Source organism: Acinetobacter sp. 12966 (assembly GCF_031196995.1).
Lineage (GTDB): Bacteria > Pseudomonadota > Gammaproteobacteria > Pseudomonadales > Moraxellaceae > Acinetobacter > Acinetobacter geminorum.
This window is the reverse complement of the sequence record NZ_JAVIMC010000065.1, coordinates 121,459-145,405: the sequence shown is the minus strand read 5'-3', so window position 1 is coordinate 145,405 and position 23,947 is coordinate 121,459. Positions and strand designations below refer to the sequence as shown.

At 38.5% G+C, this 23,947-nt stretch carries 17 protein-coding genes and 1 tRNA gene; 9 read left to right on the top strand and 9 right to left on the bottom strand.

Going from position 1 to position 23,947, the window contains the following annotated elements:
- The first annotated feature begins 179 nt into the window (after positions 1–179).
- A complete protein-coding gene (gene argG, locus RFW85_RS10505; RefSeq protein WP_014206117.1) occupies positions 180–1,538 on the top strand; it encodes an argininosuccinate synthase in 1,359 nt (452 codons plus the stop codon).
- Between the two features lie 60 nt (positions 1,539–1,598).
- Here the strand turns inward: argG and RFW85_RS10500 are convergent, their stop codons facing one another.
- Positions 1,599–2,861 carry a diguanylate cyclase gene (locus RFW85_RS10500; protein ID WP_170248974.1) on the bottom strand — a complete coding sequence of 421 codons (1,263 nt, stop codon included), beginning with the start codon at positions 2,859–2,861 and terminating at the stop codon, positions 1,599–1,601.
- 149 nt (positions 2,862–3,010) lie between these two features.
- Here RFW85_RS10500 and pyrC point away from each other — a divergent pair, with 149 nt between their 5' ends.
- The 3 genes from pyrC to RFW85_RS10485 all read left to right on the top strand — a co-directional run bounded on the left by pyrC (position 3,011) and on the right by RFW85_RS10485 (position 4,786).
- On the top strand, positions 3,011–4,045 hold the full coding sequence (gene pyrC, locus RFW85_RS10495; RefSeq protein ID WP_005070491.1) for a dihydroorotase: 1,035 nt from the start codon (positions 3,011–3,013) through the stop codon (positions 4,043–4,045).
- The gene (rnt, locus tag RFW85_RS10490; RefSeq protein ID WP_002117536.1) at positions 4,030–4,692 is read left to right on the top strand and encodes a ribonuclease T; all 663 of its coding nucleotides are present in this window, start codon (positions 4,030–4,032) and stop codon (positions 4,690–4,692) included. Before pyrC ends, rnt begins: the two co-directional genes overlap by 16 nt.
- 18 nt (positions 4,693–4,710) lie before the next feature.
- Positions 4,711–4,786: transfer RNA gene (locus tag RFW85_RS10485), tRNA-Glu, on the top strand.
- A gap of 89 nt (positions 4,787–4,875) precedes the next feature.
- On the opposite strand, the gene RFW85_RS10480 is transcribed toward RFW85_RS10485, so the two are convergent.
- Positions 4,876–5,463 carry a DUF2726 domain-containing protein gene (locus RFW85_RS10480; RefSeq protein WP_170248943.1) on the bottom strand — a complete coding sequence of 196 codons (588 nt, stop codon included), beginning with the start codon at positions 5,461–5,463 and terminating at the stop codon, positions 4,876–4,878.
- A gap of 304 nt (positions 5,464–5,767) precedes the next feature.
- Between RFW85_RS10480 and RFW85_RS10475 the strand changes: the two genes are divergently transcribed.
- Both RFW85_RS10475 and RFW85_RS10470 read left to right on the top strand, forming a co-directional pair.
- Positions 5,768–7,882 carry a TonB-dependent siderophore receptor gene (locus RFW85_RS10475; RefSeq protein ID WP_170248942.1) on the top strand — a complete coding sequence of 705 codons (2,115 nt, stop codon included), beginning with the start codon at positions 5,768–5,770 and terminating at the stop codon, positions 7,880–7,882.
- Between the two features lie 219 nt (positions 7,883–8,101).
- Positions 8,102–8,785: a glutathione binding-like protein gene (locus tag RFW85_RS10470; protein WP_170248940.1), complete on the top strand. Its 684-nt coding sequence runs from the start codon at positions 8,102–8,104 to the stop codon at positions 8,783–8,785.
- A 5-nt stretch (positions 8,786–8,790) separates the two neighbouring features.
- Here the strand turns inward: RFW85_RS10470 and RFW85_RS10465 are convergent, their stop codons facing one another.
- The 6 genes from RFW85_RS10465 to RFW85_RS10440 all read right to left on the bottom strand — a co-directional run bounded on the left by RFW85_RS10465 (position 8,791) and on the right by RFW85_RS10440 (position 18,954).
- Positions 8,791–10,035 carry an NADH:flavin oxidoreductase/NADH oxidase family protein gene (locus RFW85_RS10465; protein WP_170248938.1) on the bottom strand — a complete coding sequence of 415 codons (1,245 nt, stop codon included), beginning with the start codon at positions 10,033–10,035 and terminating at the stop codon, positions 8,791–8,793.
- A gap of 188 nt (positions 10,036–10,223) precedes the next feature.
- Positions 10,224–11,816 carry a dipeptide ABC transporter ATP-binding protein gene (locus RFW85_RS10460; protein WP_171545277.1) on the bottom strand — a complete coding sequence of 531 codons (1,593 nt, stop codon included), beginning with the start codon at positions 11,814–11,816 and terminating at the stop codon, positions 10,224–10,226.
- On the bottom strand, positions 11,794–12,804 hold the full coding sequence (locus tag RFW85_RS10455) for an ABC transporter permease (protein WP_170248936.1): 1,011 nt from the start codon (positions 12,802–12,804) through the stop codon (positions 11,794–11,796). The genes RFW85_RS10460 and RFW85_RS10455 overlap by 23 nt, the downstream gene beginning before the upstream one ends.
- Complete coding sequence (locus RFW85_RS10450; protein WP_216076566.1) at positions 12,804–13,856, bottom strand: microcin C ABC transporter permease YejB; 1,053 nt, start codon at positions 13,854–13,856, stop codon at positions 12,804–12,806. The genes RFW85_RS10455 and RFW85_RS10450 overlap by 1 nt, the downstream gene beginning before the upstream one ends.
- A gap of 31 nt (positions 13,857–13,887) precedes the next feature.
- The gene (locus RFW85_RS10445; protein WP_216076565.1) at positions 13,888–15,723 is read right to left on the bottom strand and encodes an extracellular solute-binding protein; all 1,836 of its coding nucleotides are present in this window, start codon (positions 15,721–15,723) and stop codon (positions 13,888–13,890) included.
- A 15-nt stretch (positions 15,724–15,738) separates the two neighbouring features.
- Positions 15,739–18,954, bottom strand: a complete 3,216-nt coding sequence (locus RFW85_RS10440) for a LysM peptidoglycan-binding domain-containing protein (RefSeq protein ID WP_170248935.1) — start codon at positions 18,952–18,954, stop codon at positions 15,739–15,741.
- A gap of 232 nt (positions 18,955–19,186) precedes the next feature.
- On the opposite strand from RFW85_RS10440, the gene dnaQ reads away from it, so the two are divergent.
- The 3 genes from dnaQ to nudC all read left to right on the top strand — a co-directional run bounded on the left by dnaQ (position 19,187) and on the right by nudC (position 23,052).
- Positions 19,187–20,536 (top strand): DNA polymerase III subunit epsilon, encoded by a 1,350-nt coding sequence (dnaQ, locus tag RFW85_RS10435; protein WP_170248934.1) that lies wholly within the window; start codon positions 19,187–19,189, stop codon positions 20,534–20,536.
- A 129-nt stretch (positions 20,537–20,665) separates the two neighbouring features.
- Positions 20,666–22,309: a chemotaxis protein gene (locus RFW85_RS10430; RefSeq protein ID WP_170248933.1), complete on the top strand. Its 1,644-nt coding sequence runs from the start codon at positions 20,666–20,668 to the stop codon at positions 22,307–22,309.
- Positions 22,309–23,052: an NAD(+) diphosphatase gene (gene nudC, locus RFW85_RS10425; protein ID WP_108008597.1), complete on the top strand. Its 744-nt coding sequence runs from the start codon at positions 22,309–22,311 to the stop codon at positions 23,050–23,052. Before RFW85_RS10430 ends, nudC begins: the two co-directional genes overlap by 1 nt.
- 28 nt (positions 23,053–23,080) lie before the next feature.
- On the opposite strand, the gene RFW85_RS10420 is transcribed toward nudC, so the two are convergent.
- Entirely contained in the window at positions 23,081–23,944 is an 864-nt protein-coding gene (locus tag RFW85_RS10420; RefSeq protein WP_086264913.1) for an alpha/beta hydrolase, read from the bottom strand.
- Positions 23,945–23,947: the final 3 nt, after the last annotated feature.

Here is a 23,947-nt window from a genome sequence, read left to right as displayed (position 1 = left end):
ACAATACTTCATTCACTTCTTCTTATTCTATAAATAGCCTTATATTTTTTATCAAATTAAAACTTCAAATCAGAACAAGTGAATTAATGCTTTTTTTGCGAAAAAAAGCACCATGAATAGTGCTACAATAGCCGCCATTCAGAATTCTCAAGACCGCCTATATGGGGTCTTTTTCATAAATGTTAGGATTAGCAATGACTGATAATGCAACTATCTTGCAGCATGTACCAGTAGGCAAAAAAGTTGGGATTGCCTTCTCCGGAGGCCTAGACACTTCAGCTGCCTTATTGTGGATGAAACAAAAAGGCGCAGAACCTTATGCATATACTGCAAACTTAGGTCAGCCTGATGAAGATGACTACGATGCAATTCCAAAGAAAGCAGAACAATACGGCGCTGTAAAAGCTCGCTTAATTGACTGCCGCTTACAACTTGCGCTTGAAGGTATTGCTGCGATTCAGTGTGGTGCATTCCATATCAGTACAGGTGGTGTTCCTTATTTCAATACGACTCCATTAGGTCGTGCAGTAACAGGTACAATGTTAGTTACTGCAATGAAAGAAGATGACGTAAACATCTGGGGTGACGGTTCAACTTATAAAGGTAACGATATTGAACGTTTCTATCGTTATGGCTTATTGACTAACCCGAATCTTAAAATTTATAAGCCTTGGTTAGATCAAAACTTCATCGATGAGCTCGGTGGCCGTGCAGAAATGTCACAGTTCCTGATCGACAACGGTTTTGACTACAAAATGTCAAAAGAAAAAGCGTACTCGACTGACTCAAACATGTTGGGCGCGACTCACGAAGCAAAAGATCTTGAATACCTAAATGCTGGTATCAAAATCGTTGACCCAATTATGGGCGTTGCTTTCTGGAAAGATGAAGTTGAAATTACTCCAGAAGAAGTGACTGTACGTTTTGAAGAAGGTGTACCTGTTGCATTAAACGGTCAAACTTTTGACAATCCGGTAGAGCTTATTCTTGAAGCAAACCGTATTGGTGGCCGTCATGGTTTAGGTATGTCTGACCAAATCGAAAACCGTATTATCGAAGCGAAATCTCGTGGTATTTATGAAGCACCAGGTATGGCTCTTCTTCATATTGCTTATGAGCGTTTGGTTACTGGTATTCATAATGAAGATACGATCGAACAATACCGCATTAACGGTTTACGTTTAGGTCGTTTACTTTACCAAGGCCGCTGGTTCGACTCTCAAGCACTTATGTTGCGTGAAACTGCACAGCGTTGGGTTGCTAAAGCGATTACTGGTGAAGTAACTCTTGAACTTCGTCGTGGTAATGACTACACCATCATGAACACTGAATCTCCAAACTTAACGTACGAAGCTGAACGTTTAACAATGGAAAAAGGCGATTCAATGTTTACGCCAATGGACCGTATTGGTCAGTTGACTATGCGTAACCTCGACATTACCGATACACGTGCAAAACTTGGTATCTATACAGATGCTGGTTTGCTTTCAATCGGTCAAGGTTCTGCTGTGCCACAACTCGATAGCAAGAAAAAATAATTTTCTTACTTAATAAAAGGCCACCGACACAGGTGGCTTTTTTATTTCAAATATTTGTGCTCACGCAAGTTCAGCCACTTCCAAAGGTTGATAATAAATCTGGTTACGTCCAAGCTGCTTAGCTCGGTATAAAGCTTGATCCGCAGCTTGAATTAATTTTTCCTGATTTACTTTAAAACCTTCTGTATAGACAGTAAAACCTAAACTAATCGTGACATGCTTAGAGACTAAAGATGCTGCATGAGGAATGGCTTGTCGCTCAATCGCTTTATAAATATTTGCAGCCACTGCATAGGCGCCTTGAGCTGGTGTTTTCGGTAACAGCACGACAAACTCTTCTCCTCCATAGCGGGCAACAAAATCAACATGCCGAATCGAATTTTTAATTGCAGCAGCAATAGATGAGATAACTTTATCCCCCATTTGATGTCCATAAAAATCGTTATAATTTTTAAAAAAATCGATATCAATAAACAAAACGGCCAATGGTCGCTTTTCTTGTTTTGCACGATAGTAAAAAAAGTCGAACATCTCATCAAAAGTACGTCGATTTGAGATATTAGTCAGTGCGTCTTGCTGGCTTAAATGAAGCAATTCAGATGCCTCAATACGTAAAATTTGTTCATTAAGTTCAGCAAGCTGATTATTTAAAAAAAGACTTCTTTCCCTAGAGATAAGCATGGTGCTAATTGAAAAACCTAAAATACAAGTACCGAACAAGGCTCGACCAAGTGCAATATAATCACAATTTACGTTGAGTAAATTAAGAAAAATAAAAACCAATATTGCTGCTGATAAGCCTACATACAGCATATGTAGTGGCTTGATCCCACTTAAGATAAACCCAAGCATATATAAAAATGAAAGTAGCAACATCGACTGATTTTTAAGCGCCATATTTCCGACGCTTAGCAACAACATTGCACTTGTAATAATGCTAAAAAAAACAATGCTACATGCAGCAAAATAAAAGTGCTCGGAGAGCTTTTTAGATTTGGCAAAAATCCAAAATAGTAAGAGCGCAAGCGCAATATTCATTGCACTTAATAAACAATGAATAAAGTCCAGAGTAATATAAGGCTTACCTATCACTAAGTAGTCGGTTGGCAACACCAACAAAATAAAAATAAGATAGGTTAAAACACCACTTGCTAAAAATTTTGAGATATTTTGTTTAGTTCGCTCAAGATTCAGACACCAGAATTTTTTTTCTAATTGGTGTGGTAAAGGCATGTTGGCATAACGATGGGTATGTAGAGTTACTAAATATTCTATTTCTTCCTTTGCTTTGAGTAATTCATGTACATTTCCCCTATTTACCACTACTTGATTCCTGCCCATTACACATTAACAAAATATAACATTATTTTTTAAGGCCTCTGCCGCTTTATTTTGCCATTTGTCCGTAATTCTCGTTACCATTTTCACACTTTATCGATTATCATTTGTTTTATTTCGAAGTTTGAACTGCCTTGGATTCTATTACCCTGCTCCAGCCAGACGACTGGCATGCACATTTACGTGATGGTTTAGCATTAAAACGTACTGTACCTGATTTGGCCAAACAATTTGCTCGTGCGATCTGTATGCCAAACCTTGTTCCACCTGTAAAAACTGTGGAAGAAGCATTGGCTTACCGTGAACGTATTCTTGCTCATGTTCCAGAGGGTCTTAACTTTGACCCACGTATGGTGCTTTATTTTACTGATTTCACCTCACCAGACGAAGTTCGTAAAATTAAAGAATCTGGACATGTAAATGCCATTAAACTTTATCCAGCGGGCGCGACCACTAACTCTGATAACGGTGTAAGTGACATTCGTAAAGTTTATGCGGTCATTGAGCAACTAGAAGAGCATCAAGTTCCGTTATTACTTCATGGTGAAGTGACTCATAACCACGTTGATATTTTTGACCGTGAAAAACGCTTCTTAGACGAAGTTTTATCACCGTTATTAAAACAGTTTCCAAAGCTTAAAGTGGTACTTGAACACATCACAACAAGCGATGCTGCGCACTTTGTTTTAGAACAAGATCGCAATGTCGCTGCAACGATTACGCCTCAGCATTTATTATTTAACCGTAATGATATGTTGGTTGGTGGTATTAAACCGCATTTCTATTGCTTGCCAATTTTAAAGCGTCAAACTCACCAGACCACTTTGCTTGAAGTTGCAACGAGCGGTAACCCTAAATTTTTCTTGGGTACAGATAGTGCTCCTCACTCGCAAAATGCAAAAGAAAATGCGTGTGGCTGTGCGGGCTGTTATAGTGCGCCTAATGCAATTGAACTTTATGCTCAAGCATTTGACCAAGTGGGTAAACTAGAACGTTTAGAAGGTTTTGCTAGCCACTTTGGCGCAGACTTCTACGGCCTACCACGTAATACTTCTACCATTACTTTGGTAAAAGAAGATAACCTCGTTCCAGAATCTTTTGATTATTTAGATGATCAAAAAATTATCCCGCTGCATGCCGGGAAAACGCTGCAATGGAGAAAAGTGTGACACAAGAAACCTCTGTCCCGGTCATTGGCCAACGTTTTCGTGGCTTCTTACCTGTTGTTGTTGACGTTGAAACGGCAGGTTTTAATGCCCAGACAGATGCATTGCTAGAAATTGCGTGCATTCCAATTGTGTATGATGCTCAGGGACAATTTGTCCCTGGTCCAGCATTTCATGCACATATTAACCCGTTTGAAGGGGCTAATCTCGATCGCCGTTCGCTAGATTTTATTGGTATTGATCCATTCAATCCAATGCGTATTGCAATGGCTGAAGATGAGCGCACTGCATTACGCCGTATTTTTAAATCGGTGAATGAAGTTCGTAAACAGCAACATTGTACACATGCCGTCTTAGTGGGCCACAATGCGCATTTTGACCTTGGTTTTGTGCAAGCAGCAATTGCACGTACAAGCACAAAAAACCAAAACCCATTCCATAGTTTTTCAGTGATGGATACGGTTACTTTAAGTGCTGTTATGTTTGGACAAACTGTGCTTGCTAAAGCCTGTATTCAAGCTGGAATTGAGTTCGATGGTAAAGAAGCACACTCTGCTTTGTACGATACTCAGAAGACTGCTGAACTGTTTTGCTATATTTTGAACAAACTGTCACCTTACCTCCTTGACAGTTTGGTGGCGGCTTCTTAAGATACCGCCATCCTCAACGTCCCTATCGTCTAGAGGCCTAGGACATCGCCCTTTCACGGCGGTAACCGGGGTTCGAATCCCCGTAGGGACGCCATATTCTTTCTATCTATAAAGAATCCTATCTCCAAATTATTTTATCTCACTTCAAATATCATTCATGAGATAAATTTCTTATTTTCAAAATCAAGAATTCAACTTTACTTCATCAATATGTTGAGTGGGTTGTAAACTTGGATCATCTATCTCAATAATTATTGCATCAGCAACTAACTTTGTTTTTGTTAAAACTGGTTCTATTGAAACTTGAGCTAATGAACTCGATGCAATATTAAAATCACTATGTATTTGTGCCAATTCTGGTGTTCGTTTATAGCGTATGACTTTAAAACCAGCTTCTTGAATTAAAGCATCTCGCTCTGCATCAAGGTTTTCTTTCCCCTTATGGCTAGAATCATCCAGTTCAACAATAGCAACTATATTAAATGCTTTATCCAACACAACAAAATCAGCAACTTTGCGATTAAATAAATTACGCGTCGCGTATCCTTGTGCTGTCATGAAAGCACTGAAAGCAACTTGCGCCAAAATAATATATTCAGGCAAAGCTTCCTTTAGTTTCATAAAAGTAGGTTGTTCATTCATAGTAATAATACGCTTTCCCTTAATTGGGTTACGTTTTGCATTTCTATTTTTGCTTTCCCCTTTCTTTAAAACATTTAAAATTGCCAATATCATAATGGCTATTAAAAATATACCAACAATCGCAAACATCGAATTTCCCCTAAATAAATATAAAAACTATTTTGATTTTCAAAAATACAATTAGAAACGGCTAGCTATAAATTATTTATTTGATTTTAAAGGCTATTGTTCTATGTATTTGATACTCTATTTTAGTCTGTAATTTATAATTATTTAAACTAATCAATTCTTGTTGTTTAATTTTTTGCCATTTGTATTTCCTAATAAAATACACTTGTACACATATATCACGGATCAGGTATTTCCTTTACATAGATTTACAATATAATAATTCTTATTTTTATACTGATATTTATTATCAAAAAGGTTTTAAATGGATCTTAAGCTTCGCCTCCTCTCCCTGAGCATCGCTCAACTATGCTGTATCTCAAGCGCTTTTGCAGAAACCAATAGTTCATCAACAACGCTTGCTACCATTAAGATTAAAGCCCAACAAGCTGCTGACCAAACTTATAAAGTCGATAGTTCAAGTAGCGCAATACGTAGTGAAGTCGCATTAAAAGATACGTCACAATCTGTCAGTGTAGTGACTCAAAAAGTAATTGAAGATATTGGCGCGACACGTTTGATTGAAGCACTTGATTTAGCTGGCGGTGTGACTCGTGCTAATAATTTTGGCGGCCAAGGGTTAACAGGCTTTAACCTTCGTGGTTTCACTAGCGGTGAATTTTATCGTAATGGATTCCCGATTAACCGTGGTTATCCAAATGCTCCAGATAGCAACACTATTGAACGTGTAGACGTTTTACGTGGACCCTCTTCTAGCTTATATGGTCGTGGTGACCCAGGTGGTACTTTCAACTTAATTTCTAAAACACCAAAGTCTGAGCAACAAACCACTTTGGGCGCGCAGCTTAACAGTGAAGGTTTATACCGCACCACGGTAGACACCACAGGTACTATCCCAAATGCCGAAAACATCGGTTATCGCCTAAATGTGATTGCAGAAGGCGGCGATAGTTATCGCGATCATGTCGAATCTAAACGTTATGGAATTGCACCAGTCATTCAATGGCAAGCTTCTGATGCAACCAAAGTTACTTTTGAAGCCGATATTTTACGAAATCAGCATCCGCTTGATCGTGGCCAAACACGCTATGCAGGCCAGAAGTCTTTTAATAGTTCACCCGAAACCTATTTATGGGAAACAGGTAAATACAACAACCGACTCTACAATGATAACAATATGACTCAATTACGAGTCGAGCACGACCTTGGTAATGACTGGAAGCTAAATGCTGGTGTGCAATATTTAAATGGCAAATTGCATGGCTATGCGGTAGAGGCAAATGGCATACAGGCTGATGGAGAAACTTTAAACCGAAATTACAACTATCGCGAATTAAAATGGCAAGATACCGATGCCCAAATTAATCTAACAGGTAATTTCCAACTTTTAGGTCTAGCTCATACTTTAGTGACAGGGCTTGAATATGAAAATTATGATTATAAGTCATATATTATTCGTTCAGATGCTAAGTCAAATAACTACCCGATCAATATTTATGATCCAGTTTTAGGCCAACCTCTCCCTGAACTTAAAAATATTACGACCCATGACCGCGAAAATTTAAAAACAACAGCCCTTTTTGTACAGGACCAAATCGATTTAAATAAGCGTTTAAGTGCACTGCTGGGTTTGCGTTTTGAGCACTACGAACATGATTACAAAAACCTATTACCGAATACGGCAAACTGGAATACCAGTCATGATGCATTTATTCCGCGTTTAGGTTTAGTTTTTAAAGCCCGTGATGACCTTTCAATCTATAGCAATGCTGCAAAATCTTTTAAACCTAACACTGATGCTAGCCGTAATGGAGAGGGATTTGACCCAGAGGAAGGCATGGCTTACGAGTTAGGCTTTAAATGGCAAACACTCGACAATATGCTATCGGTTGACTCTGCAATTTTTTATGCAAAAAAAGAAAATGTCTTAACTCTCGATCCTGTAGATTCAGCCTATAAAGTTGCTGCTGGCGAAGTTCGTAGCCGTGGTGTTGAGCTAAATGTTGCGGGACAAATCACTCCAGCTTGGAAAATTATTGGTGGATATGCCTATACAGATGCTGAAGTGACTAAAGACAATACTCTGCAAAAAGGAACCGCTTTAGCCAATATTCCAAAGAATAGTTTTAATCTTTTAAATATCTATGAATTTCAGGATGGCCCTTTACAAGGCTTAGGTTTGGGCATTAATCAAAAATATATTGATAAACGTGCAGGTCAAACAGCAAATAGTACTTACACCATGAAAGGTTATGCGGTTACAGATTTGGTTTCTTATTATCAGGCAACACCAAAACTTCGTATTAACTTAGATCTGAAAAATCTTTTTGACAAAGTTTATGATGAAAGCGCTTTTAATCTATATGCATATCCAGGTGAATCACGCACGGTTCAAGTGGGTATGAGTTATACGTTCTAAACTCTAAAGGCACCTAATAGACAGTCGTTTCACAGCGATAACCTAACTTAAAATCTCACTAGGGATATCAAATACTAAAAAGCCACTGCTTTTTTAAGGTAATGGCTTTTTATTCAGCTGCTCTTGTATAAAAACATAATTTATTGATTTATTAATATTTTTAAAAATTAAATGATGTCCTATACTAAAAATAGGTCAAAACTATAATTTGAAGATGACATGCAAATTCGATTATTTCACTTACAAAATTCACGCTCTCAACGCATTATTTGGTTTTTAGAAGAATTAGGATTCAACTATGAGCTCACTATTAAAGATCATTCAGGCATAGACAAAGATAAAAGCTCACCTCATCAATTATCAAAATTTCCAACTATCGAAATTATTGAACAAGGAAAGACTTCTATCTTAGCTGAAACCTCAGCAATCCTAGATTACCTATCTCATTTACACCCACAATTAGGTCCGAACAGCCTATTAAGCCAACAACTGCAAAATTTTTATTATTGGAAAAATTATTCTGAGGCGACATTCATTCCCGATTTGGTACTCAAACAAATCTTTCACCAAATTGCAGAACGCACGCCTTTTCCAATTCGTTTCGTCCCAAAGTTTTTAAAATATGGATTTGATCAAGGCTATCTCAACCAATCATTACAAAGACACATGAGCATGATTGATAAACATTTAGAGCACCACTTATGGTTTGCCGGAGATCAGTTTACTACTGCTGATATTTTGATGTGGTTTCCATTACTGGCTTGCTCACCAAATTACAGCCAATTTAAACATATACATCGTTATCTGGCTCAAATAGAAAACAGACCTGCCTTTAAAAATGCTTTAATTAAAGGACAATGGTCTGCTTCTATATTTAAAGCTTACTGGACTACGGCTTGGTAATTTATCTACGCAGACTTACGTGAATTCACTTGTCCTTGAATCACCGCTTTAATATTGCCTTTGGCATAATTTAAAAACACCACCAGTGGTGAAAGTTTTGGATTTGGTTTTTTACCCTTACCAATGGTTTTAAATTGAGCGGCATACCAAATAATTTCCATAATTGCCATCTTATCGACAAATGGTAAACCTGTTTTAATTGGTTTTACTGCATAGCGAACATCTTGTCCTGCAATTAAACGTTCTGCTAAATCAGTTTCTACTGCAAATGGACGAGCAATACCAATAAAGTCACATGCTCCACTTGCGAGTGCAGCATTCATGCCTTCTACAGTACGGAACCCACCTGTCACCATAAGCTTACACTTAACATGCTGACGGATTTTTTCAGCAAAATCTAAAAAATATGCTTCACGAGCAATCGTGCTTGCTTTACGTTTGTCGGCCTTAGCCCCAGCCATTGCTGGTGCCTCGTAAGTACCACCTGAAATTTCAATTAAATCGATACCAGCTTCATCCACTGCTTTAAACACTGAAATTACATCTTCTTCGCTAATACCGCCACGCTGGAAGTCAGCCGAGTTAAGCTTCACTGAAATGATAAAATTATCTGAAGTCGCTTCACGTACCGCTTTATAAACTTCTAGTAAAAAACGAGTACGATTTTCAACTGAACCGCCCCACTGATCTGTACGCTTATTAGTTAATGGCGATAAAAACTGACTAATTAAATAACCATGTGCACCGTGTAATTGCACCCCTTCAAAACCTGCTTTTTCACAGATGTGAGCTGCTGTCGCAAAACGTTTAATAATATCTAGAATTTCATCATGAGTAAGTTCACGTGGCGTTCCGAACATGGTTGCTAAAGCTGGACTAAAAGGTACCGCTGATGGCGCTACGGTTTCTTTATTTAAGCCTTTTGGACACTGACGACCTGGGTGCGACAATTGAATCAACTGCACCATGCCATATTTTTTACCTAATGCCGCCCATTCTTTTAAGCGCTCTAGATCACGTTCAGTTTCAATAACAACAACACCCGGTTCATTTTTTGCTCCGGCATTTACCATGACATTGCCAGTAATTGCACAGCCAAGCTCACCTTTTGCCCATGCACCATATAAACCCAGATGTAAGTCATTTGGCTGGCCCTCATAATTTGCAAGTGCTTCACTCATTGCACCTTTAATAATTCGGTTTTTAAAGGTGGTATTACGAATTGTGATGGGTTGAGCAATCTGGTTCATGGTTAACCTCTTTTTTTGAATTATAGAGCAATTACTCTAATTTAAATCAGTTATTGAGCGTGTCAAGACATAATCGATAACTGACAATAGCACATGTCAATTTTAAAGAACATAAAAATATGCAACTTTTTGCATTAGAAGTTTAACCAAAATTTATTTATATAAAACAGTTAATTAAAAAAATAGCTTTAAAGGAATGCTGTAATTAACTGCTTGGTATATTCACTTTGAGGCTTAGAAAATAAAAGTTCAGTTTCCTGATATTCAACAACTTTTGCATGACGTAATACCATCACTTTGTGGCAAAGTGCTTTTATTATATTGAGATCATGGCTAATGAAAATATAACTTAACTGCTCAATTTGCTGTAATTGTCTCAACAACTTGATCATGGCTTTTTGAGTGGTCCGATCTAACGCCGATGTAGGTTCATCCAGAATTAAAAGTTTCGGTTGCATCACCAAAGCTCTGGCTAAGGCGACACGTTGACGCTGTCCACCTGAAAGTTCATGTGGGTAACGATGTTGAAAATCTTCAGCTAATTCAACTTTTATCAACACAGATTCAATTTGCTGTTTGATCTCGCCATCATCCACAGCTTTTAACTTTAACCCTTCCGCAATAATCTGCCCTACTGTCATACGCGGGTTTAAACTACCAAAAGGGTCTTGGAATACAAGTTGAAAATCAGATCTCATCAAACGCAAAGCTTTTGGCCGTAACTGATTTAAATCTTGACCTAAAAAAACAATCTGCCCTTTGCTCTGAATAAGCTGAACCAAAGCGAGGGCTAAGGATGACTTACCAGCACCACTTTCACCAACTACCCCAAGCGATTCACCTTGAGCAAGATCAAAACTCAAATCTTCTATTGCGGTAAAATATCCTTGAATGCGATTTAAAATTCCTTTTCTTATAGGAAACTGCACGCTGAGCTGTCGAACTGATAAAACATTCTGTTGAGCCGGTCTAGATTCTACTTTTCCAAAATTATGATCTAATAATTCTGCTGTATAACTTGTTTTAGGATTTGCAAAGATTTGGCTCAGTTCACCTTGCTCTACTACACGCCCTCTTTGCAATACAATAAGTTTCTCAGCATAACGATGTACTAAATTGAGGTCATGGCTAATTAAAATAAGTGCCATTCCATATTTTGCTTGCAAAGATTTTAATAGCTCTAAAATCTGTATCTGCAAAACCACATCCAACGCAGTAGTAGGTTCATCAGCAATCAAAATTTTAGGCCGAAGCGCCAATGTCATCGCGATCATGACACGTTGTCTTTGCCCACCAGAAAGCTCATGAGGATAACGTTTTAACATTTGTTCTGGTTCAACAATTCCCACATCTTTTAATAGTTCAAATATTTGCTGTTGAACTTCAAGTTTTGAAAACCCAGATAAAAGAAGATTTTCCCCTATAATTTTTTCAACCCGATGGAGCGGATTTAATGCAGTAGCAGGTTCTTGAAAAATCATAGCGATTTGTCGACCACGTAAATTTGATTGAGCTCTTTCATCTAGCTCAAGCATATTTTGTGGACCAATCCAGACCTGCCCCGTTATTTCTAATTTATCTTGTAGCAACCCCATTATTGCTAAGCAGCTCATCGATTTACCTGAACCACTTTCGCCCACAACAGCCAGTGTTTCCCCTTCACTTAAGTAAAAATTCAGGTCATCTAATAAAATCTTTTGGTCTTTGGTTTGAACCGAAAGATGCTCTACTTTTAATAATGTTGAAGTGGTATTTAAATTATTTTCTTGGGTCAAAAGCATCACGCGCCGCCTCCCCAATATAAATTAAAAGTGAAAGAACAATCGCTAGACTAAAAAAGCCTGAAATTGCTAGCCATGGCGCATCTAAATTATTTTTACCTTGAAGCAATAATTCACCTAAAGAGGCCGCATCGGGTGGTAGTCCATATCCTAAAAAATCAAGAGCAGTTAAAGCGCTAATATTAGTTGTTAAAATAAATGGTAACTGAGACAAACTCGAACTGATCGCATTTGGCAAAATATGCCTAAAAATAATCGCACGATCAGTCACTCCCAAAACTTGGGCTGCACGAACGTAATCAAGCTGACGAGCTTTTAAAAATTCTGCCCTAACAATGCCCACCAAAACGGTCCAGCCGAAAAACAACATAATGAAAAATAGCCAATATACATTTGGAACAAACATACTGACTAAAATCATGACCATAAAAAGCATGGGTAAGCCATTCCAGACCTCAACCAAACGTTGTCCTAATAAATCTACCCAACCGCCATAGTAACCTTGTATGGCACCTACGGTAATTCCAAATAAAGCAGAACAAAAGGTTAAAGCTAAACCGAAAAGCAACGATACTCTTAAGCCATAAAGAATACGCGCAAGAACATCCCGTCCTTGATCATCTGTTCCCAACCAGTTTTGCTTGGAAGGTGGTGATGGCACAGGAACTGCCAAGTCTAAATTGGGCGTTTGATATGAAAATTGAATGAGGGGCCAAACTGCCCATCCTTTAGCAGCAATGAGCGCTTGTACAGCGGGGTCTTTATAATCCGCTTCTGTTTCAAACACTCCACCAAACGTCGTTTCCGGATAAGTTTTCAACACAGGCAAATAGTACGAATCTTTATACTTCACTAACAACGGTTTATCGTTAGCAATCAGCTCCGCGGCTAATGACAAAACCAAAATCAGACTAAATAAAATAAAGCTGGCCCAGCCCAATTTATGCTGTCTAAAACGCTGTAATCGTGTCCGCACAATCAAGGACATTATTTGCCTCCTTGCGCATCAAAGTGAATTCGTGGATCAATCCATTGGTACAACACATCACAAATGAGACGTAAAATCAGGCTAAATAGAGTAAAGAAAAATAAAACACCAAAAATAACAGGATAGTCGCGCTGAACAATGGCTTCAAACCCCAACAAACCCACCCCATCTAGGTGAAAGATAATTTCTACAAACAGGTTACCCACAAAGAAAATGCCCGCTAACGCTTCTGGCAACCCTGCGAGCACAACTAAAATAGCATTACGAAAGACATGCTTATATAAGACCTGTTGGCTGTTCAAACCTTTTGCATAGGCTGCCAAAACGTAGTGTTTATTGAGTTCTTCTAAAAATGAGTATTTAGTTAAATAAGTTAAACTGGCAAAACCACCTAATACCATGGTAATCAGTGGTAAAGTCATATGCCATAAATAATCGGTAACTTTGCCCCAGAAACTAAGTTGATGGAAGTTATCTGATACTAAGTTTTGTAATGGAAACCATTGAAAATAAGACCCACCTGCAAAAAAAACAACTAACAAAATCGCAAATACAAAACTTGGTACAGCATACCCCACCACAAGCACTAAAGAAGTGGATCGATCAAACCAAGAGCCCTGCTGCTTTGCCTTTTTAATTCCCAGAGGAATAGAAATGAGGTAAATCAGCAAAGTACTCACCAGCCCAAGTGAAATGGAAACAGGCATTTTTTCCCACAACAATTGCACAACCGGTTTATCTTTAAAGAAACTTTGTCCAAAATCTAAAGTTAAATAGCCTTTTAACATTAGAAAAAATCGTTCAGGGGCAGAACGATCAAAGCCGTACTGAGCCTTAATTTGCTCAACCATTTCAGGGCTTAAACCTTGAGCACCTTGATAATAAGTTTCTGCACTCAATGCACGACCAATTCCCAAATCGCTTTGTGCCTGATGTATTGCTTGCTCAACTGGCCCACCCGGTGCAATTTGCACAACCACAAAGTTAATCAATAGAATGACAAACAATGTGGGAATCATTAAAAGAAGTCGCTTGAGAATATATGAACCCATATAACAGGATTTCCTTTATGGCTGGTGCTTTTTATTGTTGATGTAGATATTTGGCAACTTTTTTGGCTTTGTTTGTATCACTCCACCAATATTCTATCCCAGAAGAAAGTGCTGGTTTAACTTTAGGTTGTTGATACATATTCCAATAAGCATACCAGTTTTCACCTTTACCATAAGTTGGGATTTGATAATAACCAGCTCTAAGCAATCGATCGAGAATGCGAGTATAAATAATCTGTTGTTCACGACTTTTACTCGCAACGAGTTTTGAAATCACTTGATCAATCACTGGATTGCGAATTCCAGCATAATTGTAATTTCCATCCTGAGCTGCGGCTACACTCCCCCAAAACTGAGTTTGTTCATTTCCCGGATTTAGAGATTGCGGCAAATTCATTGTGGTAATATCAAAATCGTAACGGCGAGTCCGTTCTAAATATTGCGGAGCATCAACCTGACGCAAATTAACTGCAATGCCCAATTTTTTTAAGTTACGAATAAAAGGTAGAAGTGTTCGTTGTTTACCATCTTGCTGAATTAAAAATTCGAGCTGAACTTTCTTTCCCTCAGGCGTAAATAGCTGCCCTTCTTTAACTTTATAGCCAGCTTGTATCAGTAATTGCCGTGCAGTTAACAAATTCTGACGGTTAAATCCACTCGCATCTGACACTGGGTATTTCCAGTTTGCTAAAACACCTTGCTGCATGATTGGAGATAACTTAGGCAATAACGGCTTTAACAACTCTAATTCAGTTTTTGAAGGTCGGTCTGTTGCTGCTAATACACTATTTTCAAAATAACTTTGTAGGCGCTGATATTGTCCATAAAACAAAGCTTTATTTTGCCATTCAAAGTCATACGCATAGGTTAAAGCTTGTCTAAAACGAATATCATTTAAAGGTTTTCGTCGCGTATTAAAAACATAGCTTTCAGTGGCGATAGGATTATGATGACGAAACTTATATTGAGTAACCAACCCTGCTTTTACGGCTAGAAAACGGTAATCTGTTATCCATTTTTTAGGATTAGTTTCTTCATGCAAAGTGTATTGCCCAGATTTAAATCCTTCAAAAGCAATATCCCAATTTCGATAATAAACATATCTCAAGCGGTCAAAGTTATAACGCCCCTTATTAATAGGTAAATCTTTTGCCCAATAATTCGGGTTTCGTTTATAACTAATGCTTCTGCCCGGATCAACTCGTTCAACCACGTAAGGCCCCGAACCAATAATCGGTTGTAGGGTAATTCGGCTAAAATCTTTTTTTTGCCAATCTGCTTTTGAATAAATGGGTAAGGTTGCCAAAATAAATGGCATTTTAGGGTTATGTGTAGACTTAAAACTAAACTTTACTTGATAGGCGTTTATTATTTCTGTTTTTGCTAAATCAGCAAGGTACATTTGCAAACCTAAATTAGATTTAGTCTGATAAGCATCAAAACTAAATTTAACATCTGCCGCAGTGACTGGCTGCCCATTACTAAAACGCGCTTTAGGGTTTAAATAAAAAGTCACTGATTGTGTTTTTTCTGGGTCATAACTCACTTTCTGAGCCAAAAGCGGATATAAAACTCCAACCTCATCAAGTGATTGGGTCATTAAAGTATCAAAAAGATAATTCACGCCTTCTGTAGCATTCCCCTTCCCATTCATACTATTAAAGTTATCAAAAGTCCCTTGAGCTGCCTGACTTAATAGACCACCTTTAGGTGCATTAGGGTTTGCATATGGCATAGCCATCATTTCTAAATACTTAGGCTTAGAATGAATCGCTATATATGAAGTGGTTTGCTGTGCAGAAAAAACACTATGGGAAATGACACTGAGCCCGACTAGCAGGCTCAGTTGAAAATTTAATGTATGCATAAATGACTAATTATTTTACAAATTAGGCACTTTAATCACATCACCAATGCGAAGCTGAGTAGAAGGCGCTAAATTATTCAGCTCAGCCAAGAAATTGGTTTCTAAACCATATTTACTCGCAAGGCCGATCAAGGTGTCGCCACGCTTCACCTTGTATTCCACCACAGTTTTTGGAATCACAATATTTTGACCACGTTGTAAATTAGCATTTGCTTTTAATGCATTCATTTCAGCCAGTTCACGCACTGAAATACCCGTACGGCTCGCAATACTATTTAAAGACTCACCAGATTTAACAGTATATCTTTCAGTATTTTTACCAGCCGCAACTGTTTTAGTTGAAGACTTAGTATCTACTTTAGCTGTTTCAACTGTAGGTACATCACCCGTTAGCTTTAAGCGTTGTCCTATACGAATGCTACTGGTGCGTGAAAGACCATTTAATGAAGCAAGGTAATCTAGCTGCAAGTGGTAGCGATTAGCGATATTACCTAAGCTATCACCAGATTTAACCGTATAAGTTTCTGGCGTTTCTTCTTTAGTATTTTTGGAAGATTTAGTTGGTGCTTCTTCAACTGTACCTGTTAGTTTTAAGCGTTGACCAACACGCAAGCCAGCAGTACGAGACAAACCGTTTAGGTCAGCCAAATAGCTTGTTTGCAAATTATATTTACTTGCAATCGCATTTAAACTATCACCCGACTGTACAACGTATTGTTCTGGAACACTTAAGCCCGCTGGGACCTTTAAAGTTTGACCAAGCTGTACATAGCTATTTGCTTTTAAATTATTTAGCTCAGCCAACTCAGCTAGGCTAATTTTTGATTTAGTTGCGATACTCGATAAAGTATCACCACGCTGTACTTTATAGCTTTCTGTTTTATAAGAAACACTTTGCGTCGCTTTCTCAGATTTACTAGAAGCCTTAGTTTCAGCAACTTCATCTACAGAAATATCTTGTGTAGGCACATTAATTTTTTGGCCTACCATTAAGTTACTGCCCGCAGTTAACCCCGGAGTTAATTCAGCAAGTTCCTGATTCGAGAGCGCATAACGATCTGCAATTAATTTAAGGTATTCACCGCGCTTCACAGTATAGCTTTTAGTTGCTATACGCTTTGCACTTGCCTGAACTGCTTTAGGTTCCGCTTTAGCACTTGAGCGACTATTCTTTGGTTCTTTTAACTGTAGTTTTTGCCCTACAAATAATCCATCTGTCACTGATAAATCGTTATATTCAGCCAATTGTCTTACTGACAAATTAAACTGATTTGCGACACCGCTTAAGCTATCGTTAGCCTGAACGACATATACATCTGGTTTAGCTGTGCTTTTTGAAGTCGTTTGAGTTTCTTGTGGCTTAGCGTCATAAAGATAAAGCGTTGAACCAACATATAATGTCTTTTCTGGATCAATCTGGTTCCACTTAGCAACATCGCGCCAGTTTACGCCGTTTTTCATCGCAATAACGGCTAAAGTATCACCCGGTAAAACTGTATAGGTGCTGCGTTTGCCTTTTGGCTGCACAACCACTACATCTGTATCTGTTTTAATATAAGGTTTGTCTTTATTGCGACGCCCATCTTCAGAGTTAGCAACAGTCACGTCTTCAGCTAAAGTTTTTGGATATGCAAAACCTTTACTTACTTCTTTACCTTGTTGCTCTGCAACTGACTGGCTTGTTTGAATCGCAGTTAACTTAATTTTGCCATCATAAGGATCAACAATTTCTGTTCCTTGTGGTGCAATAGCTTTTAACTCGGCAACTACTTGGTCTTTTTCAGCCTGCGTTGGTTGTGGCTCTAAAGCTTGTTGAACTGTTTCTTTCTCACCTTCAGCTCGAACTGCCGCTAAAATCTTTTCACGTTCTGCAGCCGAGATTGGTGGCTCTGTCTTCACTTGCTTAATATTTGCCGCAGGTGTCACAGCAACAGGAATACGTGGAGCACTTGGTACATCAGCCGAAGCTGCAAACGCAGCTAAAGCATCAGACCCACGAGGAGTTGAAGTTTTTACCGTGGTAGAGCTACTCGTTGTTCTACTAGGTGTTGACGGTTTAACTGGTTGAACCTGATTTGCAGGCGTAGTTTTAATTGTCACAGATGTTGAAGCACTTACATCTGGCTTAGATGGTGAAGTCACATTTGCCCACCAACCTGAACCACCGCCAGACTTCATACCTTTTAATTTATTATCAATTGAAGGACTTAAATCTGCTGGAATCAAGATACGCATTGGACTTGCAGGATCCACCATCTCACCACGATATCCTGGGTTTAATGCATAGAGTTCCGAACGGCTTAATCCAGCTACAGAAGCAATTTCATTTAAAGATAAAGGTGCAGATAAAGTTACTTCACGGAAATGGGGTCTATTTGCAATTGGTGGTAAAGAAATACCGTAAGCTTTTGGATTTTTAATAATTTGGGCAACAGCCAAGAAACGCGGAACATAGTTCATGGTTTCTTGAGGTAATTTTAAAGACCAATAATCAGTTGGTAAACCTGCTGCCTGATTTCGGTTAATTGCTTGTTGAATACGTCCTGGTCCAGCGTTATAAGCCGCTAAAGCAAGCTCCCAAGAACCGAATTGGTTATATAAGCTTCCTAAAAACTCGTAGGCAGCACGAGTCGACTCAACAACATCTCGACGGCCATCATACATACTTGTTTGTTTTAAGCCATAAATGCGGCCAGTACTCGGAATAAACTGCCATAAACCTGCTGCTGCGGCGCTACTAGTTGCAGCTGGGTCATATGAACTTTCAATTACAGGTAATAATGCAAGCTCTGTCGGCAAACCACGGCGTTCAGCTTCTTTAACTGTATGGTACAAGTAACGACTTGCACGGGCACTTAAACGATCAAGATAAGGCTGACGAGAAATAAACCAACTACGCTGAGCTTCAATGCGTGAATCCCAATGGTTCAAATCCATTTTGAAACCAACAGACATACGTTTCCAGACATCACCGTGCTTTAAAATAAGCAGACGGTCACCCTCTACAGCACGCATATCAGTTGCTGAAAGTAAGTCTTCTAATGAATCAAGACTACTCGCATCTAAATAACCTGCACCACTGACCTGTTTCGATTTTGAGGTTTTTGCAGATTGCGGAGTCGATGAACAGCCTGTTGTAATACCCAACGCAGCTAACGCAGAGCTAAGTACGGTAATTTTAAACAATGATGCTGCAGATGGCTGCCACACAAATGTGGTTGGTTTATACATAAAAACTTCCAAACAACTCGCGTAATATTTTTTGGGGTCTGCCCACAAACCCTAGGTCTTCGATGCCATTGTAGTAAAGCATGCAAGATAGACAAGGCAATAATTTAATGTCATTTGCATGGAAATGTTACAAGAAATTAAAAAAACCTTGCTTTGATACGATGGAACCGAACTTTTTGCGTATACAATACACCATATTCAGTTCTTTTTCTTTTAGTTTAGGTTTCGATTTATGTCTCAAACAATCACACTGTATGTTGATGGTGCATGTCGTGGCAATCCAGGTTTAGGTGGTTGGGGCGCATATGTCATTACCGAGCAGGGTGAACATAAATTATTTGGCGGTGAGCCAGATACGACCAATAACCGTATGGAACTCACTGCTGCCATTGAAGGTATTTCATTTTGCCCAGCCGATGCACATTTGATTATCTGGACAGATTCAAATTATGTGAAGCAAGGTATTACTGAGTGGATTCATGGTTGGAAAAAGAAAAACTGGAAAGATGTAAAAAATCCTGACCTTTGGCAGAAATTAGATGCTGTATGTGCAGGTAGAAATATTGAGTGGAACTGGATTAAAGGCCATGCAGGACATCCAGGCAATGAAATGGCAGACCAGCTTGCTAATTTAGGTGCAGACAAAACTGCGAAAGAACTCAAGCAACCACAGTCTGCCACTGTATCGCAAGATATAAAAAAGCCTGAACAGGACTGGTTGCTAGATGACCCTTTCGGGTTTGATCTGGCTGACGCAACTGAAGAAGTTGAGGTGATTGAAGTAACCGAAGAAATTATTGAAGTTGAAACTGCCGAACAAGAAAGTAAGCAGCCAACCAATAACATTCATCCTCAAATCGTTGTGACCGAAGCCAAATTAAAATTACAAGGTCCTCGACAACTCATTCTCGATACGGAAACTACTGGTTTTTATTTCCAAGATGGCGACCGCATTATTGAGGTGGGCGCGATTGAGATGATTAACCGTAAACTTACGGGTAGTTCGATTCATATTTATATTAACCCACAAAAACCAGTGGGAGACTCAGAAAACATCCACGGGATCAGTGATGATTTCTTAAAAGATAAACCGCTCTATGCGGACATTGCTGACACCTTATTTGATTATCTCAAAGGTGCAGAGATTATTGCCCATAACGCGACCTTCGATATGAACTTCCTCGATATGGAGTTTAAACGCGTTGGGCTTCCTGCACTTTCTGAAGTATGTGAGGTAACGGATACTTTAGCTTTAGCGAAAAACAAACATCCGGGACAAAAAAACTCCCTTGATGCGCTTGTAAGACGTTATGAAATTCCAGCACGTGACCGTACTTTCCACGGCGCATTACTCGATGCTGAAATTCTTGCTGATGTTTACTTGGCAATGACTGGTGGTCAGGTTTCTTTTGATATAGATGCCTTATCTCAGAGTGAAAATAGCCAGCAAACAACCAATAGAAGCAGAGTTCAAATTGATCTCCCTGTAATTTACCCTTCAGATGAAGAGTTAAATACACATGAGACTTGGGTCAAAGAATATGAGGAAAAACACGGAGAACCTTGCCTTTTTGCAAAATAAATTTTTGATTCTTTAGTGTTTTTAGCTTTTCCCCTTTGCAAGTTAAGTTATATTAGTCACATAGATTTTTAGCTCAAATTATTGAGCACTACGAATATAACAATTGATTTTTTGCAAAGGGGAACGTTTATGTCTGAGCATACGTCGATTCATTTCGATCCAACAGCTTTACTCATCATTAAACATGAAATTGATCGTTCAATAAAACTGGTTGAAGGTGCAGTAAGTACCTTAATTGAAGAACAAACCCTCCCTTTTGGTATTGATGATGCATTAGAACAGTTTAAGCAATGCACTCAAGTTCTACGCTTAATTGATGTTCCTTATCTTGCAAAAATCACTCAATATTCGACTGAGTTGATGCAAAAAATTATTGCGAATCCAGCCCAAATTAATACGGATGATGTGGTTGCCCTAAGCGAAGGCACGACCATGGTAAAGCGTTATATTGAATTTATCTGTTTGCGTGAAATACAAGTTCCACAATTTCTCCTTACGACTTTAAATAATTTAGAATTAGCTTTAAATAAGCCACTGACTACATCAGGACAAGCTATTGTCCCTTTACTTGCAAATACTTCGCTTGAATTGCCGTTGCCTGAAATATTAATTAAGGAAAAAACTCAATTCATCCATCAACTATATAAACTATCTCTACACCAATTTTTAAAAAAGACAGCATCAGCTCAGAATTTTCAAGCCTTTAAACTTATTGCAACCTATTTGGTCAGCATAGCGAACACTCAGCCAAGCCAAAAGTATTGGCAGCTCGTCAATTATGCTTTTAACCATATTGATAACCTACTTTTAAATGATTCACGCCTACGTGTACTGATTAATATTGAAAGTCATATTGCTCTATTTTTGGCAGCACCCGAAAGTTTTGAACCTAATTTAGCGGCATTCGCAGATATTTTAAGTATTGTCATCGCTCAAGAAGATGAGATTGCTCACCATATTCGTAGCCAACTTCATATTGGTGATGAAACTCCAACTGACACTCAATTACTCGTTTTAAGTCGTCATCTTTTTGGTCCTGACTTCGACACTATGCATACAGTCAGCCAATTAATCTTGGATGAAATGAATAAGGTACGAAACGATATTGAATACAACTACCAAAATATGTCACCTGAAAAAGCACAGCAACTACAAGCGAATCTTTTACAACTGGCTCATACCTTTAAACTCCTAAACCTTGATGAAGCCTCATCTGCGCTTTCTCAACAAGCCAGCAGTTTAAGTCAACTTAACATTTTAAGTGACGAAAACTATGCTCAGCAGCTGATGAACAGCATTTTATCTGCCATGAACTCAATTGGTATTTTGGTACGCAATTACACGTCAAATCGTCTACAACTTAGCGTGAATAATACGGCTATTTCTTTAGATCGTCTTGATGAAGCTCATCAAGCCTTGCTTACCGAAACAAAAAATTTAATTGATTTTATCTGCCAAAGTCTTAGCTTATACGCTAATGACCAGACACAAAATATTGAAGCCATTGCAGGTTCATTAAAAGAGTTAGCGGGTGCAGCCGAATTTTTAGGAAGCACGACTCAACAACATGCTTTACTCCAAACTGCCCAATTTGTTCAAGAGCAACTTGAACAAAACCAGCCTTTTAATACAGACCAAATTCACTGTATTTTTAACGTATTGGCAGGCATTGACATGTTAGTTGACAATTTAAAAAATAAACAACCTGTTCTACAATCCATGTTTAATGTAGCATTGTCGAGTAGTCAACAACTTCAAAAAAAGGCAGCTTAATGTCTGAATTATCACTTGCTTATATTTTCCATCATCAACAATTACTGGTTGACCAGAATCTCCAACTACCCAAAGTAGAAAAGTTAGCAAGTGATTTACTTTTCACTCATGATGAGCAAGTCATTGCACGTGACTTGCTTGCTGAGGAATCTATCCCCGAAGGCTTACAACTTGTTCCAATTCGCCAGCTTATTACCAGCTGGTCGAAAGAACAGTTTTTGCAAGCGAGCCGTGCTGTTCAATTACTTGAATGGCGACGTAACCATAAGTTTTGTAGCCACTGTGGACATCCGACAGAAGTTCATCCAACCGAATATGCAATGGTATGCCCTTCTTGTCGCTACCACCAGTATCCTCGTGTAAACCCTTGCATTATTACCGTCATCACTCGTGGTGATGATGAAATCTTGCTGGCTAAATCAGTCCATAACAAAACTAATATGTATGGTTTGATTGCAGGTTTTGTTGAGGTAGGCGAAACACTTGAAGAAGCAGTACAACGTGAAGCCTTTGAAGAAGTAGGTTTAAAACTCAAAAATATTCAATATATGTCAAGTCAGCCTTGGCCATTCCCAAGTAACCTTATGGTGGCATTTCGGGCAGAATATGAGTCGGGTGAAATTAAGCTTCAAGAAGAAGAAATTGCAGATGCACAATTCTTCAAAATTGATCAATTACCTGAGATTCCGTTTAAAGGAAGTATTGCTCATTCAATGATTATGCAGATTACCCAAGCCAGATAATCTGCCGTGTTTTAAACGAAACTCTCGTTTAAAACACTTCTTCAAGAAAATGTAAGATCGTTCTTTTCGTTCTGAAATAGTGACTAATAAAACTAGAAAGACTGGCCAAAATTGTAATATGTCCAGTTTTAGGAATCACAGCGATATGGCTGTGATTTCCACTCTGTCTTAAAGCGCGATCCAAATCCAACGTATTTTCTTTACCGACAAGCTGATCATTTTCAGCCATGAGCAAGTAATGTTTAATACTATTTTGATTGACGAAATAGTATGGCATCACCTCTTGATAAGAAATACTTTGATCAAAAGCATCTTCAGCTAGTGGGTCACCCTTATAATCAAAATGATAAGGTCCAGCTAAACCAAAAATCGCCTTAATATTACCTAAACATTGAATAGGATTTGGTTTTGGGTGATAAACAGCAGACATTACATTAAATGCCCCTGCTGAATGTCCCATAAGCACAACATTTTCTGTAGAAATTTCTAGTTTGTCTTGGTTTTGATGTAAATAATTCAGTGCCTGTGTCAAGTCATCAACAAAACTCGGAAAAATATTTTTAGGAGCTAGTTGATAGTTGATAACTGCAACGTCATAGCCTTCTTTAGCAAACGTCTCACCAATAAAAAGATAATCTCGCTTATTACCATGTTGCCAAGCACCACCATGTACAAAAACAATAAGGGGCTGATGTGCTAGTTTTTTAACAGATCGATAAATATCCAAACGGTGACGCGGTTTTAGCCCATAACGAACATTTGGAACCTGTTCAAAACCATCTTTTGGCGTAAAACGGTTTAAAGCAAAACTCCCCAAATCATACAGGCGGAACTCTTTATAAAGAGTTCGCGCCTGTTCAATTTTACTTTGTAGTTGTTCAATCAGATTCATATA